Source organism: Klebsiella sp. (assembly GCF_027492335.1).
Classification (GTDB): domain Bacteria; phylum Pseudomonadota; class Gammaproteobacteria; order Enterobacterales; family Enterobacteriaceae; genus Klebsiella; species Klebsiella huaxiensis.
Map to the genome: position 1 here is coordinate 142441 of NZ_JAPUEW010000011.1, position 17609 is coordinate 160049.

Genomic DNA, 17609 nt, shown 5'->3' on the forward strand with positions numbered 1-17609 from the left:
AATTGCCATTAAGATCGCATTTTACGAATGATTGGTCATTTAAAAATAGATTTTATCAATGTATAAGCGGAGCGAGGATCCGAGGTATAAGGCTTAAAGGTGGAGGTTGTTGTATTCGTACTTCAAATGATTCAACGCTGCCGTCACATTGGCAGGTGACATCCGGTTCAACCAGGGAAGAAAGGGGTGTTGATGAATATATTGTATAAATTCGCTTGCACTACGTAAGGACGCATTGCGTAGCGGGCTGGTTTTTTTATTCCCGGTCAGGTTACAAACGGCCATGGCGTAATCACGGGTGGAGAAGGTTCTCCAGACGTTGTTACGAATCCCCCCGCTGTAAAACAGACGGGGTGGGATATCTCTTTGCGCAGGGGGAATTCCCCGTTCCCTGACGAATGAAATATGGCAACGCCCCTGCCGGACATGCTCCAGATTTGCCATCATGCATCCGCCAAGTATGAAACATTCGTGATCGAGATAATGCTGCACATTGAGAGAGCGTTCATCCGTTAGCATCCGTACCAGTTCGAAGTGCCGATAGGCCGGTAAAACGGGTTTAACCAGCATTCCCCGCTCGTGCCGATGCAACGCCGCAGGGCCATAGTCAATATCAAACAGCGCGACGCGTCGCCGCATCGTGAGCATTTCCTTGCGCTGCACAAGATGAGCCAGGGTTCCTGGGGGCATTCGTTCTTCGTATTGCGATTGGTACTGGTACTCTGCCTCAACGGGTTGTGAAGTGTAGTTTGTCGAGATAGCCACAACCTTACCACTCACTTCCTCTGCGGTGGCCAGGACGTACAGACGATTATCTCCACCATTAAAGCTGATGCTAAATGCTCGCGTACTGAGAACAATGTCAAATGTCGGGAAAGCGAAACCGCGCTCAACCAGGCCCGCACGATAAGATAAATTAGCCAGCTCGCGGCCTAGCGTCGTGTTATCGATAGCCAACAGGGTGCGAATATCGCTAAGTGAGCTTCCCTCTTTAATTAAAGCGGCGAGATGTTCCTGCCGGAGGCTAATTTTAGCTTTATCAGGTATAACGAGTGTCTTACCGCAATCGCGACATGATATTCGTCGCTCCCCCTGCGCCGAGTAGCCATAGCGTTTTAGCGAAAAACTGCCGCAGCCTGGGCACTGTTTAATTAACCCCTTCCATCCCTGGTTTACCGTGCGGCGAAAGGCGTTAAGGGATTTAGCGGAAATGGGGGGAAAGAGAAAGCCACACTCACGGCACAATATATTATTCCCCTGACAAATGTAATCAGGACTATTAAGAACCCCCATATTTTTACATCCCGGGGTTTTACAGCTATCAACATTAACGTCATTAAACATATTCACTCCCTGCGAATATGCATCGCATACGGGTTGGCGTTCATCATCATATGATCTATAAATAAAAATACCTGATTCAACGCCAAGACGCTGAATCAGGTGGGCATAGCCCTAAGTGGCATACTATGATGGTATTATTATGTTCTTTTAGCCCCAAGTGACCGGTGTTGGCTTATCACCGCGAGCTTTCATTAATGAATCGTTATCGATGTCATTTTTGTACTTCAGAAATTCTGCATAGATCCGCTTCTCAACTTCGGGCTGCTTGCCAATTTGGTTTAGCGTTTCCGCGCGATCTTGCTTCAGGTTATAGAGATATTTAGCTTTACCTTCGCGGTCAATAATCATTTTCCAGTCACCATCGCGAATTGCCCATTCATCGGTAGGATCGTCCTGGAATGGCATATCAATACCGAAGATTAATGGTTTCAGACGATTGAGTTCTTTCTTCTCCAGCACCGGCATTATCGATTGACCATCATAAGTTCTGTCCGTCGGTAAAGAGAAGTTCATCATTTGCGCCAGAGTCGGCATCCAGTCCAGACCTGATATCGGCGTTTCTGAAACCATGCCCTGCGGGATATGGTTACCATATTTAATAATCGCCGGAACTCGAATGCCACCTTCCCAGAGATTATCTTTACGACCACGTAAACCATCCGTTTCACCAGCAAGATTCAACTCATATACTTTGCGCGCTTCGCGCGTGACCGGGCCATTGTCGCTGGTAAAAATAACAATCGTATTCTCTTCTTCACCCATTGTTTTGATTTTATAGAGCACTTTCCCAACCTGAGCATCCATATAGCTAATGTTGGCATAATACTCTCCAACGCCGCGCCACGGTTTATCTGCCCAGTCGCCGTAGAACAGATCCGGATGCTGCTTAGCATACGCGCTGATATAGGGGGAATACATATCAAGATACTGCTTCGGCGATGCCAACGGGCTGTGCACTTCGGTAAAGGCGACGTAGAGAAAGAAAGGCTTTTCATCTTTCTTATTATCCAGCCAGTTCAGCACTTCTGAGCTCACCAGTTCGCCGCTGAAGGTATTCGCCCGACCAAGGGGTTTTTCATTACGCGTAAAGCCGGTGGGATAGACCATCCCGTAGCGAGGGCGCTGCTTAGCACTATCCAGAGTTGAGTCGGTAACAAAACCGGCGGTATTAACCAGTCGGTAGTCAAACCCCATATCTTTGGCCTGCGGCTGATCGGTTCGACCCGCACCAGCGTTGAGATGAAGCTTGCCCATCATAGCCGTATCGTAACCTTGCTGTTTCAGCAAGTTGGCAATCGTCAGCTCATTACGTCCCAACGCAACATCTTTGCCATCCGGGATCCATGACCGTATGCCGGTACGAAACGGCATACGACCGGTCAATAATCCCGCGCGCGAAGGTGAACACAGCGGTGCCGGAGCGTAATAATCGGTAAACCTCACTCCTTCCTGAGCTAACTTGTCAATATTCGGCGTTTTGACAATCTGATGACCGTAGGCGGAAAGGTCGCCGTAGCCTAAATCATCAGCCAGAATAATCACTAAGTTAGGCTGTTTAATATCAGCAGCATAAACAGTCGTCAGGGTGCTTCCTGCACATAATGCCAGGCAAATCATACCAGCGACAAATGTCTTCTTCATTTTAGTCCCTTTGAATAGATTTAAAATTCATAACCCAACATATAAATCATTTGGTCACCAAATCCGTCGTAACCCAGTTTATTATCAAAATAACGCCAGGTAATAGCTGCTTTCCAGCGAGGATAAAACTTCCAGGCTAATGTCAGCCCGCCGTTGATACCGTTATGACCATTCTGCTGCTCAGCATAAGCATCATTCCTGTCTAATTCAATTTCATTCCAGTTTGATAAGACAAACTTTTCATCATATAAATTGAAAATGTACGCAGCGGTCCAACCAATAACGTAACCATTCCAACCGCTGGTCTGCCCATATTTTTGAGAAACATAGTCACCAGATTGGCTATGCAACCCTATATAGGGTTTTAAAAATCCCCAGGAGCCTTGCCAGCCAAGATAACCCAAACCATAAAAGAGGTCTAAATCATCCCCCCATGAGTTATCCCATTGCCCGTAAATCTTACCAAAAAAGGTATAATCAGAATCAAATAAACGGACATGGGTCATAGCAGAAACGGTATGATTACGTCCGGCGACCGAATGGTTTAATACATTACTTTCAAAAAAAGAGTAGAACTCTGCCTCTCTGAAATTCACACCAAAATCAGTTGTTGCTTTCCATACTTCGCCACGGTGCACATTAACAAAACCGCTATTCCAGTCAGCATATCCTGCATTTATTGACCCAAATGCATTTTTAAACTCCAGTGCCTGTACTGTGCTACTCCACAAACAGCATGATGAAGCAGCCAATGTACCAATAAGTAATATTTTTATTCTTCGAGGCATCTAATTATACTCTCCACGATTATATTTTAGTTATATAAAAACAAACCACGAAGAGAGTATTAAACGAAAGTGATATTATATTGGTGATAGAAATCTCACATAACGATATAACGACAGGGATGAACAGGTTAGTGTCAAATAGTGTTGCTAATGCGAACGTAATTGAGTGTTATTTATTGTGCAGAGTAATTCATCAACACAACTGATATTTTATCGTAATTCATAAAATGTAAATATATTCACAAAATGAGTTTTAAATAACATTACGGATGGATTCTTTGCATCCTGGTATCACAGAAGGGTACAAATTTTTATGTTATCGGTAGATCTATTCAATCATAAACAACCCGCCGTTACCAAGCTTCCGGCGAATCGAGGCTGGCCACCAGAAATGGCTAGCGCACAGCCTGGCTGAGGGTTTTCTTGATAGAAAAAGCCTGAGCACAAAGGCCCAGGCTCGAGGTAAGACAGGAAGTGAACAGCAATCAGCGGGTCAAATCATCAAAGAACTTCTTCACACCGTCGAAGAAACTTTTGGAGCGTGGGCTATTTTTCTCGCCCGTTGGCCCACCAAAACTTTCCTGGAGATCTTTCAGTAGCTGCTTTTGCTTGTCATTGAGACCAACCGGCGTTTCGACCACTACGCGGCACAGCAGATCGCCCTGTGCACCACCGCGCACGGACTTCACGCCTTTACCACGCATGCGGAATAGTTTACCGGTCTGCGTCTCACCAGGCACTTTCAGGTTTACACGACCATCCAGCGTCGGCACTTCAATCTCGCCGCCAAGTGCAGCCATAGTGAAGTTAATCGGGACTTCACAATACAGGTTGTTCCCTTCACGCTCGAAGATTGCATGCTGCTTAACCTGAACCTGAACATACAGATCGCCCGCTGGCGCGCCATGCTCGCCCGCTTCGCCTTCACCCGCCAGGCGGATACGATCGCCGGTATCTACGCCTGCCGGGATCTTAACCGACAGGGTTTTTGTCTTCTCAACGCGACCGTGACCGTGGCATTTGTTGCACGGATCTTTAATCAACGTCCCGCGACCCTGGCAGTGTGGACAGGTCTGCTGTACGGCGAAAAAGCCCTGGCGCATCTGAACCTGGCCTGCTCCATGACAAGTCGGGCAGGTTTGCGGTTGGCTACCCGCTTTAGCGCCGCTGCCGTGGCAAACGTCGCACTCTTCCAGCGTTGGGATACGGATCTCTTTGGTTACGCCACGCACGGCTTCTTCCAGAGTCAGATCCATGTTGTAGCGCAGATCGGCACCGCGCGAAGCGCGCTGACGGCCACGACCGCCACCGAAAATATCGCCAAATACGTCGCCAAAGATATCGCCGAAGTCAGCACCACCGCCACCAAAACCGCCGCCGCCGCCCATGCCGCCTTGTTCAAAGGCCGCGTGACCATACTGATCGTAGGCCGCACGCTTCTGGGCATCGGTCAGGATTTCATACGCTTCTTTGATTTCTTTGAATTTTGCTTCGGCCTCTTTATCGCCCTGGTTACGGTCCGGGTGATATTTCATGGCCAGGCGTTTGTAGGCCTTTTTGATTTCACGCTCTTCCGCTGTTCTGGAAACGCCTAAAATCTCGTAATAATCTTGCTTTGCCATTGGTGTTTTTCAGCCCCTAAACATGCGAACACGGGCGCAGAGTATACACTTCAACCTTCAAACCGCCTCTGCGTTGGCTTCGTTCGTTCATCCCAGTCACGTACTTATGTACGCTCCTGGGATTCACTCTCTTGCCGCCTTGATGCAATTTGAATGATTTTGTGTATAAGCTTCTACGCCCGTGCCGATTAATTACCCTGCATCAGGGCGATTATTTTTTGTCTTTCACTTCTTCGAACTCAGCGTCAACAACATCGTCGTCCTTCGCGTTGCTCTCTTGAGCGTCAGCCCCGCCAGCCTGCTGCTGTGCGTGCTGCTGCTGAGCGATTTCCATCAGCTTCTGAGAAACCTGAGCCAGCGCCTGCATTTTCGCTTCGATGTCCGCTTTATCTTCACCTTTCAGCGAAGTTTCCAGCGCGGTCAATGCAGACTCGATGGCAGTTTTATCGTCAGCCGGCAGTTTGTCGCCTGCTTCTTCAACCTGCTTACGAGTGCTGTGCAGCAGATGGTCGCCCTGGTTACGGGTCTGAACCAGCTCTTCAAACTTACGGTCAGATTCTGCGTTCGCTTCTGCTTCACGAACCATCTTCTGAATTTCTTCTTCGTTCAGACCAGAAGAAGCCTTGATGGTGATCTTCTGCTCTTTACCGCTGTTTTTGTCTTTCGCGGAAACGTGCAGGATACCGTCAGCATCGATGTCGAAGGTGACTTCGATCTGTGGCATGCCGCGCGGTGCCGGACTGATACCGTCCAGATTGAACTGGCCAAGATCTTTGTTATCAGAAGCACGTTTACGCTCACCCTGCAGCACATGGATAGTTACCGCAGACTGGTTGTCTTCAGCGGTAGAGAACACCTGGCTGTGCTTGGTCGGGATGGTGGTGTTTTTGTTGATGAGCGCAGTCATCACACCGCCCATGGTTTCGATACCCAGAGACAGCGGGGTAACGTCCAGCAGCAGTACGTCTTTCACTTCACCCGTCAGTACACCACCCTGGACAGCTGCACCGATAGCAACGGCTTCGTCCGGGTTAACGTCTTTACGCGGCTCTTTACCAAAGAATTCAGCCACTTTCTTCTGAACCATTGGCATACGTGTCTGCCCACCGACCAGGATAACGTCCTGGATATCAGATACGGACAGGCCAGCATCCTGCAGAGCGACTTTCAGCGGCTCGATTGAACGGTTCACCAGGTCTTCAACCAGGCTTTCCAGTTTCGCACGGGTCACTTTGATGTTCATGTGTTTCGGGCCAGACGCATCTGCGGTGATGTACGGCAGGTTCACGTCGGTCTGTTGCGCAGAAGACAGCTCAATTTTCGCTTTTTCTGCGGCTTCTTTCAGGCGCTGCATGGCCAGCGGATCATTACGCAGGTCAATGCCCTGATCTTTCTTAAACTCATCGACGAGGTAGTTGATCATACGGCTATCGAAGTCTTCACCACCGAGGTGGGTGTCACCGTTGGTCGCCAGAACTTCAAAGGTTTTTTCGCCGTCAACTTCGTCGATTTCGATAACGGAGATATCGAAAGTACCACCACCCAGGTCATAAACCGCGATAGTACGGTTACCGACTTCTTTATCCAGACCGTAAGCCAGCGCAGCTGCGGTTGGTTCGTTGATGATACGTTTGACTTCCAGACCCGCGATACGACCGGCATCTTTAGTAGCCTGACGCTGAGCATCGTTGAAGTATGCAGGTACGGTGATAACCGCTTCAGTTACCGGTTCGCCCAGGTAATCTTCAGCCGTTTTCTTCATTTTTTTCAGCACTTCAGCAGAGATCTGCGGCGGTGCCATTTTCTGGCCCTTAACATCAATCCATGCATCACCGTTGTCAGCACCGATGATTTTGTACGGCATGATGGCTTCATCACGCTGTACTTCTTCGTCCTGGAAGCGGCGACCGATCAGGCGTTTAATCGCAAACAGGGTATTTTGCGGGTTTGTCACTGCCTGACGTTTAGCCGGCTGACCAACCAGAGTTTCACCATCCTGGGTATAGGCAATGATAGAAGGTGTGGTGCGATCGCCTTCGGCGTTCTCCAGCACACGAGCAGTAGTGCCATCCATAATCGCTACACAAGAGTTGGTAGTACCCAGGTCGATACCAATAATTTTACCCATCTAAACGTCTCCACTAAAATTTCATTCAACATGTGGTTGTGAACCTGTAATAAGGGCGAAACGTGCGGTTTCAACTGCCCAGACATCATTTTTTTCAGGTTCATTCACTGCGGTTGACTACAAGATGGGGTCACCCACCGCTTCATCAAGGGGGGACGACAAAAAAAATTTGCCTTCGCAGCCCTACGAGATGGGACGAACCGGGGTCAAAAATCGAATATGGGGGTAAAACACGCCAACACATAAATAATTAAAATAATTAGAGGCGATATATTCATGAAATTATTGACATAATCCGCAATAATTACCGACTGAAAGCAATAAAGCTCCGGTGATAAAGTATTTTCCAGGTGTAATAAATTAAATAATTGGAAAATTCTCATGAAATCACTCATTCATATATCAACGGGATTGCTTTTAAGCACCGCATTAGTGGCTTCAGTATCTGCTAACGATCATAAAATTTTAGGCGTAGTCGCCATGCCAAGAAATGAGACTAACGACCTGACTCTGAAACTGCCTGTTTGTCGGGTGATTAAGCGTATCCAACTCACGACTGACCGAGGCGATGTCCAGCTCTCCGGCGCAACGGTGTACTTTAAAGCCAGCAATAGCGCCAGCCAGAGCCTCAATGTACCGTCAATGATAAAGCAAGGTACAACCACCAACTGGATTAACATTAATAGTGACAACGATAATAAACGTTGCGTGAAGAAAATTGCTTTTTCCGGCCACACGGTCAACTCCTCTGACATGGCCTCGCTAAAAATTATCGGCGATGATTAATATCACTGACTACGCATACAAGCCCCTATGAAAATTAATTATCTGGATGATGAAGATCTCTCTTTTCTCCATCAATGTAGTGAAGAACATCTGGCAACTTTTACGCGTATTCTGACCCACAACGAGAATGGCAAGCCACGTCTCTCAAGCACACTATTACGTAATGAAACTTTTCAGGCGATGGAAGGACATCCTGAACGCTATCGTCGTAACTGGCAGTTGATCGCCGGTGAGCTCCAGCACTTTGGTGGCGATAGCATCGCCAATACGCTTCGTCGTCACGGCAAGTTCTATCGAGCAATCCTGCTGGATGTTTGCAAACGATTGAAAGTCAAAGCTGATAAACAAATGTCCACACCTGAAATTGAGCAACATCTGTTGGAACACTTCCTGGAACATAGTTGGAAGAAGATGGATGACCAACAGAAAGCCGATTTCTTCACTGCCGTGGAGTGTCGAGTCAAAGAGCAAAAAGAGCTACTTCCCCATCTGCTCCAGACACATAAGCTGGCACAAGGGGTCTCGCATATTCTTGAAGCACGCTTGACGAAAATTCTCCGCACCCACGCTGCGGTCAGCGTTATCGGTCATGGTTTAGTCCGCGGTGCAGGGCTTGGCGGTCCCCTCGGCGCAGCGGTTAATGGTGTAAAAGCCGTTAGCGGTAGCGCTTATCGAGTCACCATCCCGGCAGTGCTCCACGTCGCTTGTTTAAGGCGAATGGCCAGGCTTCATCAGGCAGAATAATAAATTGGTGAAAAATACCCCGCCAGATCATAGACAGTGCAGCAAGTCCTCATTATTATGCCGCGCCCTGTCACTAAGTGGCAGGGTAATGCTTCCCTTTCTAATCAATATTTTGAGGAATTATGGGCAACACTAAGTTGGCTAATCCGGCACCGCTGGGCCTTATGGGCTTCGGCATGACCACTATTTTGCTTAACCTGGCGAATAGCGGCCTGTTCGCGTTCGATGTAGCTATCCTGGCGATGGGCATTTTTTACGGCGGTATTGCGCAGATTTTTGCCGGCCTGCTGGAATTTAAAAAAGGCAACACCTTTGGTTTAACCGCATTTACGTCCTACGGTGCCTTTTGGTTGACGCTAGTCGCGATTCTTCTGATGCCGAAAATGGGCCTTGCTGAAGCGCCTAACGCGCACTTCCTCGGCATGTATCTCGGCCTGTGGGGAGTCTTTACCCTGTTTATGTTCTTTGGCACCCTGAAAGCCGCACGCATGCTGCAGTTTGTTTTCCTGAGCCTGACCGTGCTGTTTGCTCTGCTGGCGATTGGTCACCTGGTCGATAACGAAGGCATCGTTAAGATTGCTGGTTGGGTGGGTCTGGTCTGCGGTGCTAGCGCCATCTATCTGGCGATGGGTGAAGTGTTGAACGAGCAGTTTGGCCGCACCGTTCTGCCAATCGGCGAAAAGCATTAATTAACTTCGCCGCCCGATAGCGAGCGGCAAAGTGGGTCACATTGATTTAAGGCAGGCGCTGCAGCTCACCTTGTGGTGCAGCGACCTGTTTATCCAGCCCCTGGCGTAGCCAAATCCCCAGCCCCAATCCCATAAACGACAGCGCCAGCACGTACCAGGCAGGTGCCATCGGCGACACGCCCATCAGCATGGTCACAGCAATCGGCGTCAGGCCGCCGAAGATGGCATAGGACACATTATAAGAGAATGAAATACCGGTAAATCGCACCTCCGCCGGGAAAGCACGCACCATCACATACGGTACCGCCCCCACCACGCCGACACACAACCCGACCGTGCCATAGAGCAGAAACAGACGCTGCGGGCTATCGCCGGAAAGATGATAGAAAGCCCAGCTAGAGGCCGCCAGAAATAAACTCCCGACAATAAACGTACGGCTGGCGCCAAACTTATCGGCCGCCAGACCTGCCAGCAGACAGCCGATACATAACATGATGGTGGCGATACTGTTAGCTTGCAGGGTGATTGCAGGGGCAAAACCATAGTGCTTTTGCAGCCAGACCGGCGACATCAGAATCACCACCACCACCCCGGCGGATAAGAGCCAGGTCAGCAGCATAGAAACGACCACCGCTTTTTGATGCTTCAGCGCTACGGCTTTAACCGGCAGCTCCTGCGCTAACGCTTTGCGCTGCTGCATTTCAAGGAAAATAGGCGTCTCCTGCAACCAACGACGCAAGTACATGGCGACAAGACCAAACGCACCGCCTAACAGGAAAGGAATACGCCAGCCGCCATCGTGGATACCCTGCGGGGTCATATTGGTATTAATCAGCGTTGCCACTACCGATCCCAGTAAGATACCCACCGTCAGGCCCGCAGTTAGCGTGCCGCAGGCGATACCGATTCTTTTTTCCGGAACATGCTCAGCGACAAAAACCCAGGCCCCTGGAACCTCACCGCCAATCGCAGCCCCCTGGAGAATACGCATAAACAGCAGCAAAAGCGGTGCCACGATGCCCATCGACTCATGGGTTGGCAGCAGACCAATCGCCAGCGTCGGCAGCGCCATCAGCAAAATACTCAGGGTAAACATTTTCTTACGCCCGACGAGATCGCCAAAGTGCGCCATAATGATGCCGCCAAGAGGACGTGCTAAATAGCCCGCGGCAAAAATGCCGAAGGTCTGCACCTGGCGCAGCCATTCAGGAATATCTGTCGGAAAGAACAGCTCGCCAACAACGGCGGCAAAGAAGACAAAGATAATGAAATCATAAAACTCCAGCGCGCCGCCGAGGGCGGCCAGCGTCAGAGTTTTATAATCCTGTCGATTCAGAGGTCGGTTATATTGTGACATAACGGGCATTCATCCAGAGGTATGAAGATGTTCTACGTAATGTGTAAAGTTAAAAACACTATATCGTAAATAAAACAACACACCACAGGTGATGCAACTTATGTCAGGAATGCATAAAATTCAGGATAAAGTTTCACGCCTTGCGCTTTTAGGGCGAAAAGCTGCTACCACATCGCCGTTAGTTTCGACATAAGGCCCCTCAAGCAGCTGTACACAATACGGTACACTCGCAAAAACACCGTGTACCAGCACCTTACCTTCAGCATCTTTAACGCCTTCCAGCGTTTCCTCGATAGCTTTAGGCTGGCCTGGAAGATTGAGGATCAGCGCCTGCTTGCGGATAACGCCAACCTGACGAGAAAGAATAGCCGTCGGCACAAAGTGCAGGCTAACCTGGCGCATTTGTTCGCCAAAGCCCGGCATGACTCTGTCGGCAATGGCCAGCGTCGCATCCGGGGTCACATCGCGTCGGGCCGGTCCCGTGCCGCCAGTCGTCAGAACCAGATGGCAGCCCATCTCATCAACCAACTCACACAGCGTTTGTTCAATAATAATCTGTTCATCCGGGATTAAGCGGGTCTGCAGTTCGAAAGGCGTGGATAGCGCACGGGCCAGCCACTCTTCAAGCGCCGGGATACCTTTATCCTGATAGACGCCGCTGGAGGCGCGATCGGAAATGGAAACTAAGCCAATTCGTAAGGTGTTCATGATTATTCCGTTCAAACAGTATTAATAGACAGAATAATACACCGAGGGGGACAAGGCAGACAGTTTAATGTGGCCGACGGGCGTCGGCCACATGCGGGATTACAGCAGATCGCCGATCATTTTTTCCAGTTTTTCCTGGTCGATCGCAAACTTACGGATACCATCCGCCAGTTTGTCTACCGCCATCGGATCCTGGTTATGCTGCCACAGGAACTGGGATTCGGTAATGCGAGCCGGACGCGCTTTAACTTCGCCGCTGAACGCCAGTTTGCGTTCGATTGCACCTTCGCTTTCCGCCAGCTCTTTCAGCAGGGTCGGAGCGATAGTCAGGCGGTCACAGCCAGCCAGTTCCAGAATTTCGCCGAGATTACGGAAGCTTGCGCCCATAACCACCGTTTCATAGCCGTGCTGTTTGTAGTATTCGTAGATTTCTCTTACGGAAACCACGCCTGGATCTTCTGCCGGTGCATATTCTTTCTTATCGGTGTTCGCTTTGTACCAGTCGAGAATACGGCCAACAAACGGAGAAATCAGGAACACGCCCGCTTCCGCACAAGCACGCGCCTGAGCGAAGGAGAACAGCAGAGTCAGGTTACAGTTGATGCCTTCTTTTTCCAGCTGCTCAGCAGCACGAATGCCCTGCCAGGTAGAAGCCAGTTTGATAAGAATGCGATCGTTACCGATGCCAGCATCGTTATACAGTTTGATGATGCGCTTAGCTTTGGCAATCGACGCCTCGGTGTCGTAGGACAGACGAGCGTCAACTTCGGTGGAAATACGGCCAGGGATCAGCTTGAGGATTTCGAGACCGATGTTCACCGCCAGCTTATCGGAAGCATCGATAATCTGCTGTGCGCGATCGCTGCTCTGACCACGGGCCCAGGCAACAGCATCATCAATTAGCTTACGGTACTCAGGAATCTGAGCCGCGCCGAGAATCAAAGAAGGGTTGGTCGTGGCATCCTGAGGCTGATACAGCTTCATTGCCGCGATATCTCCGGTATCAGCTACGACAGTGGTGTACTGACGCAGAGAAGTCAATTTATCCGTCATGATAGTGTTTCTCTTAAACAGCAGTTAAGGGGATGTAACCGGTCTGCCAAGATGATAACACGCTGCCGGGTCAGCGCAACCGCCGACAATGTAAGAGCGCAGAGTGTGATAAACTCAGTCAATTAATTACCTGAACACTAAAGGATTGTCACTGAATTGGTAGCGCTTACACTCGCGCACCGGCATGGACAAGAGGATGTTTAATGCCTGATTTTCTGTCTTTTATCAATGAAGTACTCTGGGGCTCGGTAATGATTTACCTGTTACTGGGCGCTGGCGTCTGGTTTACCTGGCGATCAAAATATATTCAGTTTCGTTATGTTCGCCAGTTTGGCAAAAGTCTGAAAAAAAGTCTTCAGCCGCAGCCAGGAGGATTAACATCCTTTCAGGCATTGTGTACCAGTCTGGCTGCGCGCGTTGGTAGCGGTAATCTGGCAGGCGTCGCGCTGGCCATTGCGGCAGGCGGTCCGGGTGCCGTTTTTTGGATGTGGGTCTCTGCGCTGATCGGTATGGCCAGCAGCTTTGCCGAATGCTCTCTCGCCCAACTTTATAAAGAACGAGATTCCCGTGGGCAGTTTCGCGGCGGCCCTGCCTGGTACATGGCTCGGGGATTAGGCATGCGCTGGATGGGAGTCCTGTTTTCCATTTTACTGCTGATAGCCTACTGCGTCATTTTCAACACCGTGCAGGCCAACTCTGTTGCCCATGCTCTGGAGTATGCATTCCATTTACCCAAGATTATCACCGGCGGTGTACTCGCGATTCTTACCCTGTTGGTTATCGTTCGCGGCATTCGCGGCGTAGCACGATTAATGCAGTGGATCGTGCCGGGAATGGCTCTGCTCTGGGTGATAACCAGTCTGGTCATCGGCCTCTGGCATATCACCGCACTGCCAACGATTTTTGAAACCATTTTCCGCTGCGCCTTTGGCTGGCAAGAGGCGGCCGCAGGCGCAGTCGGCTATACCATTAGCCAGGCACTCACCAGCGGTTTTCAGCGCGGTATGTTCTCAAACGAAGCCGGTATGGGTTCGACACCGAATGCCGCAGCAGCGGCCGCCTCCTGGCCTCCTCATCCTGCCGCTCAGGGGATAGTCCAGATGATAGGCGTCTTCATTGATACGATAGTGATCTGTACCGCCAGCGCGGTTATCATCATGCTCGCGCCGAGCGACGGCAACGGTGAGGCGGTGAACGGTATTCAGGCGATTCAACATGCCATGAGCAACCTCGTCGGCGGCTGGGGACCCAGTTTTGTCGCCTTTATCGTATTGCTTTTCGCCTTCAGCTCTATCGTTGCAAACTATGTCTATGCCGAAAATAATCTGATCTTTCTGCGCCTGGATAGCACACGAAACATCTGGGTGCTACGGCTTCTCACGCTGAGCATGGTCGTCACCGGATCGATGGTCAGTTTACCGGTTGTCTGGCAGATGGCGGATATCATCATGGCACTCATGGCGATTACTAACCTGACGGCAATCCTGCTGCTGTCGCCAACAGTACGGATCATTGCCAGTGATTACCTACGCCAGCGCCGACTGGGGCAGCGACCGGAGTTTGATGTCACCCGCTATCCCGAGATTCATCAGCAGTTGGTGCCGGGAACCTGGGATAATCTGCCGCGCGAATAGCGCGGCAATCGCAGCTATCGATCCTCCCAGTACTTTTTTTTGATAAAGTCATAACAAATTACCCGCAAGGACTGGATATGCTGATTCTGATTTCACCTGCAAAAACGCTTGATTATCAAAGCCCACTGGCGACCGCTCGCTATACCCAGCCTGAACTATTAGAGTATTCTCAGGAGATTATCGGCATCGCCCGTCAGCTATCAGCACCGCAAATAGGTAAGCTGATGAGCATCAGCGATAAGCTGGCTGACCTCAATGCAACTCGTTTTCATGACTGGCATCCGGATTTCACACCGGATAACGCCCGTCAGGCCATTCTGGCGTTTAAGGGCGATGTCTACACCGGCCTACAGGCAGAAACCTTTAGCGAAGCTGACTTTGATTTTGCCCAGCAGCATCTGCGTATGCTCTCCGGCCTTTATGGCGTACTACGCCCGCTGGATCTCATGCAGCCTTATCGCCTGGAAATGGGCATTAAGCTTGAAAACGCGAAGGGCAAAGACCTGTATCAGTACTGGGGAGAAGTGATTACCGATAAGCTGAATCAGGCGCTGAAAGCGCAGGGTGACGATGTCGTGATTAACCTGGCCTCTGATGAATACTTCAGATCGGTCAAACCTAAACAGCTTGAGGGTCAGTTGATTAAGCCGGTTTTCCTTGATGAGAAAAACGGTAAGTTCAAGGTGATCAGCTTCTACGCTAAAAAAGCGCGCGGCTTAATGAGCCGTTATATTATTGAAAATCGCTTAACCAAACCCGAACAACTAACCAACTTCGATAGCGAAGGTTATTTCTTTGATGCTGATGCTTCTGATAAAAGCGAGATGGTCTTTAAGCGCCACGAACAGTAAAACAAACTCCCCTTTCGCAGAACGGTGCGTCAGGGGAGCCTGATTCAGGCTTAACCCATCATCAGCTTACGCAGCGCGGCATAATCTGCCGGCAAGTTATGTGACAGCAGCGGCAGGTCAGCACGATCGGCCAGCTCTTTCGGCAGCGGCAGCGTCTCTTGCAGAATCTCTTCCACGCTCTCTTTAAACTTCGCCGGATGCGCCGTTCCAAGGAACAGGCCGTACTCGCCTGGCTGCAGCTGGTCGCGTAGCGCACGATAAGCGATCGCCGCATGCGGTTCTGAGGTATAGCCAATGGCTTTCAGTTCACGCATGGTGTCTTTGGTGGTTTCATCATCCACCGCCGCGTAGCCCAGCTCGTTCAGGCGCCAGGTCTTACGGCGGAACAGTTCTTCCACGCGCGGCCAGTTATTCGGCTGGCTGACGTCCATGGCGTTAGACAACGTGGCCTGCGTCGCTTTCGGCGACCAGTTACCGTCCTGCAGGAAACGCGGCACGGTATCGTTGGCATTGGTTGCCGCAATAAAGCGTTTGATCGGCAGGCCCAGAGACTTCGCCAGCAGTCCCGCGGTCAGGTCGCCAAAGTTGCCGCTTGGCACAGAGATAACCAGCTGATTACGGGCTTCCTGCGGCAGTTGTGCTACCGCTTCAAAGTAGTAGCAAATCTGCGCCAACAGGCGGCTGATATTGATTGAGTTAGCCGAGTTCAGCCCCAGCGCGACTTTCAACTCTTCATCATCAAAAGCCTGCTTAACCAGCGCCTGACAAGCATCAAAATCACCATCGATAGCGACGGTCTCGATGTTTCCGCCGAGGGTACAGAACAGTTTTTCCTGCAGTGGACTGATTTTACCGCGCGGATAGAGGATGACGACCTTGACGTTTGGCAAGCCATAAAACGCGTGTGCGACCGCCGCACCGGTATCGCCCGACGTTGCCGTCAGAATGGTCACCGGTTTGTCGCCCGCGATATGGGTCAGCATTTGCGCCATAAAGCGGCCGCCGAAGTCTTTAAACGCCAGCGTCGGGCCGTGGAATAACTCCAGGCAGCCCACGTCGTCTTGCACTTTGCTGACCGGTGCCGGGAAGGCGAAGGCTGCGCCGATACGCTCTTGCAGGACCGCGTGCGGGATCTCATCGCCAATCATTGCCGATAAAATTTTCGCGCTACGCGAGACAAAATCCAGCGCCAGCATGTCATCGATTTCGCTCAGGTTGAATTCCGGCAGATCGTGCGGAAAGAACAGTCCCTGCTGCTTGCCAAGCCCCTGCGTCACGGCCTGCGCAAAGCTGACCTGTTCGTTATGATCTTTTAAGTTATAGAGTTTCATTGGTTATCCCACTACTCGAGCGCCCGCCGTGTCCAGCCGGCAAATATGAACGAAGCCTTCCTGATTTTGCAGATAGTGCGTAGCCAGCCAGTCGGCGACGCGCTGCGCGGTTTCCGGTTTATCGCATAACGCGAACAACGTCGGACCGGAACCGGAAATGCCGCACGCCTGCGCGCCAATTTCCATTGCTGCCTGACGCGCTTCGCTGAAGCCCGGCAGTAGTTTGGTACGATACGGTTCGGCAATCACATCTTTCATCAATTTCGCCGCCAGCAGAGGCTGACGGGTATAGCAGGCGTGAATGAAGCCCGCCAGATGGCGACCGTGTGCGATGCAGTCCTGGCGGCGATACTGCGCCGGGAGAATCGCCCGCGCTTCCGCCGTTGAGACTTTAATCCCCGGATAAGCCAGCACCCATAGCCACTCGTCAAACCCTGGAATCTGCTGACTGATGATGCCGTTTTCCTCAATCATCAACTGGATACCGCCAAGGTAGCAAGGCGCGACGTTATCGTAATGAATACTGCCAGAAATCCGCCCTTCCATCTCGCCCATCAGCGCCAGCATCCGGGTTTCATTGAGTGGTTTACCGCAGAATTCATTCATTGCCACCAGCGCGGCGACGACGGAACAGGCGCTGGAACCCAGGCCGGAACCGATCGGCATATTTTTTTCCAGCGTCATCGCCACCGGGATCTTTTTGCCAATTTCCTGACAGAAACGCTCCCAGCATTGATAGACGATATTTTCCTGCGGAACTGTCGGCAGCTTGCTGGCGAAACGACCAACGTTTTGCAGGCTGAAGCTCTCAGCGGCTTCCACCGTCACATTGTCTCCCAGCAGCGTACCGTCAACCGGCGTCACCGCAGCCCCCAGTACATCAAACCCGACGCTCATATTGGCACTGGAAGCCGGGGCATATACTTTGACCAT

At 50.8% G+C, this 17609-nt stretch carries 14 protein-coding genes and 1 pseudogene; 5 read left to right on the forward strand and 10 right to left on the reverse strand.

Annotation, left to right across the window (positions count from 1 at the left end; translation table 11 throughout):
• Nucleotides 1-93: 93 nt before the first annotated feature.
• From QVF11_RS04955 to dnaK, 5 genes are all read right to left on the reverse strand, one after another.
• Complete coding sequence (locus QVF11_RS04955; protein WP_287855390.1) at nt 94-1344, reverse strand: transposase-like zinc-binding domain-containing protein; 1251 nt, start codon at nt 1342-1344, stop codon at nt 94-96.
• 147 nt (nt 1345-1491) lie between these two features.
• On the reverse strand, nt 1492-2985 hold the full coding sequence (locus QVF11_RS04960) for a sulfatase family protein (protein ID WP_287855392.1): 1494 nt from the start codon (nt 2983-2985) through the stop codon (nt 1492-1494).
• A gap of 20 nt (nt 2986-3005) precedes the next feature.
• A complete protein-coding gene (locus QVF11_RS04965) occupies nt 3006-3773 on the reverse strand; it encodes an outer membrane protein OmpK (protein ID WP_112215051.1) in 768 nt (255 codons plus the stop codon).
• Between the two features lie 485 nt (nt 3774-4258).
• Complete coding sequence (dnaJ, locus tag QVF11_RS04970) at nt 4259-5395, reverse strand: molecular chaperone DnaJ (RefSeq protein WP_110272663.1); 1137 nt, start codon at nt 5393-5395, stop codon at nt 4259-4261.
• A gap of 211 nt (nt 5396-5606) precedes the next feature.
• The gene (dnaK, locus tag QVF11_RS04975; protein WP_112215052.1) at nt 5607-7523 is read right to left on the reverse strand and encodes a molecular chaperone DnaK; all 1917 of its coding nucleotides are present in this window, start codon (nt 7521-7523) and stop codon (nt 5607-5609) included.
• 381 nt (nt 7524-7904) lie between these two features.
• Between dnaK and QVF11_RS04980 the strand changes: the two genes are divergently transcribed.
• From QVF11_RS04980 to satP, 3 genes and pseudogenes are all read left to right on the forward strand, one after another.
• Entirely contained in the window at nt 7905-8309 is a 405-nt protein-coding gene (locus QVF11_RS04980) for a DUF2541 family protein (RefSeq protein WP_287855395.1), read from the forward strand.
• A 27-nt stretch (nt 8310-8336) separates the two neighbouring features.
• Nucleotides 8337-9086, forward strand: a pseudogene (gene msyB / locus QVF11_RS04985) (acidic protein MsyB).
• An 89-nt stretch (nt 9087-9175) separates the two neighbouring features.
• The gene (gene satP / locus QVF11_RS04990; protein WP_110272667.1) at nt 9176-9742 is read left to right on the forward strand and encodes an acetate uptake transporter; all 567 of its coding nucleotides are present in this window, start codon (nt 9176-9178) and stop codon (nt 9740-9742) included.
• A 46-nt stretch (nt 9743-9788) separates the two neighbouring features.
• On the opposite strand, the gene QVF11_RS04995 is transcribed toward satP, so the two are convergent.
• The 3 genes from QVF11_RS04995 to tal all read right to left on the reverse strand — a co-directional run bounded on the left by QVF11_RS04995 (nt 9789) and on the right by tal (nt 12860).
• The gene (locus tag QVF11_RS04995; RefSeq protein ID WP_287855398.1) at nt 9789-11099 is read right to left on the reverse strand and encodes an MFS transporter; all 1311 of its coding nucleotides are present in this window, start codon (nt 11097-11099) and stop codon (nt 9789-9791) included.
• A gap of 120 nt (nt 11100-11219) precedes the next feature.
• The gene (mog, locus tag QVF11_RS05000; RefSeq protein WP_112215057.1) at nt 11220-11807 is read right to left on the reverse strand and encodes a molybdopterin adenylyltransferase; all 588 of its coding nucleotides are present in this window, start codon (nt 11805-11807) and stop codon (nt 11220-11222) included.
• A 99-nt stretch (nt 11808-11906) separates the two neighbouring features.
• Nucleotides 11907-12860, reverse strand: coding sequence for a transaldolase (tal, locus tag QVF11_RS05005; protein ID WP_110272670.1), 954 nt, complete (start codon nt 12858-12860; stop codon nt 11907-11909).
• 203 nt (nt 12861-13063) lie between these two features.
• Here tal and QVF11_RS05010 point away from each other — a divergent pair, with 203 nt between their 5' ends.
• Nucleotides 13064-14494: an alanine/glycine:cation symporter family protein gene (locus QVF11_RS05010; protein WP_287855401.1), complete on the forward strand. Its 1431-nt coding sequence runs from the start codon at nt 13064-13066 to the stop codon at nt 14492-14494.
• A gap of 77 nt (nt 14495-14571) precedes the next feature.
• Entirely contained in the window at nt 14572-15345 is a 774-nt protein-coding gene (gene yaaA / locus QVF11_RS05015) for a peroxide stress protein YaaA (RefSeq protein ID WP_112215059.1), read from the forward strand.
• Nucleotides 15346-15395: 50 nt separating this feature from the next.
• On the opposite strand, the gene thrC is transcribed toward yaaA, so the two are convergent.
• Together thrC and thrB are read right to left on the reverse strand one after the other, a co-directional pair.
• The gene (gene thrC, locus QVF11_RS05020; RefSeq protein ID WP_112215060.1) at nt 15396-16676 is read right to left on the reverse strand and encodes a threonine synthase; all 1281 of its coding nucleotides are present in this window, start codon (nt 16674-16676) and stop codon (nt 15396-15398) included.
• A gap of 3 nt (nt 16677-16679) precedes the next feature.
• Complete coding sequence (thrB, locus tag QVF11_RS05025; protein ID WP_112215061.1) at nt 16680-17609, reverse strand: homoserine kinase; 930 nt, start codon at nt 17607-17609, stop codon at nt 16680-16682.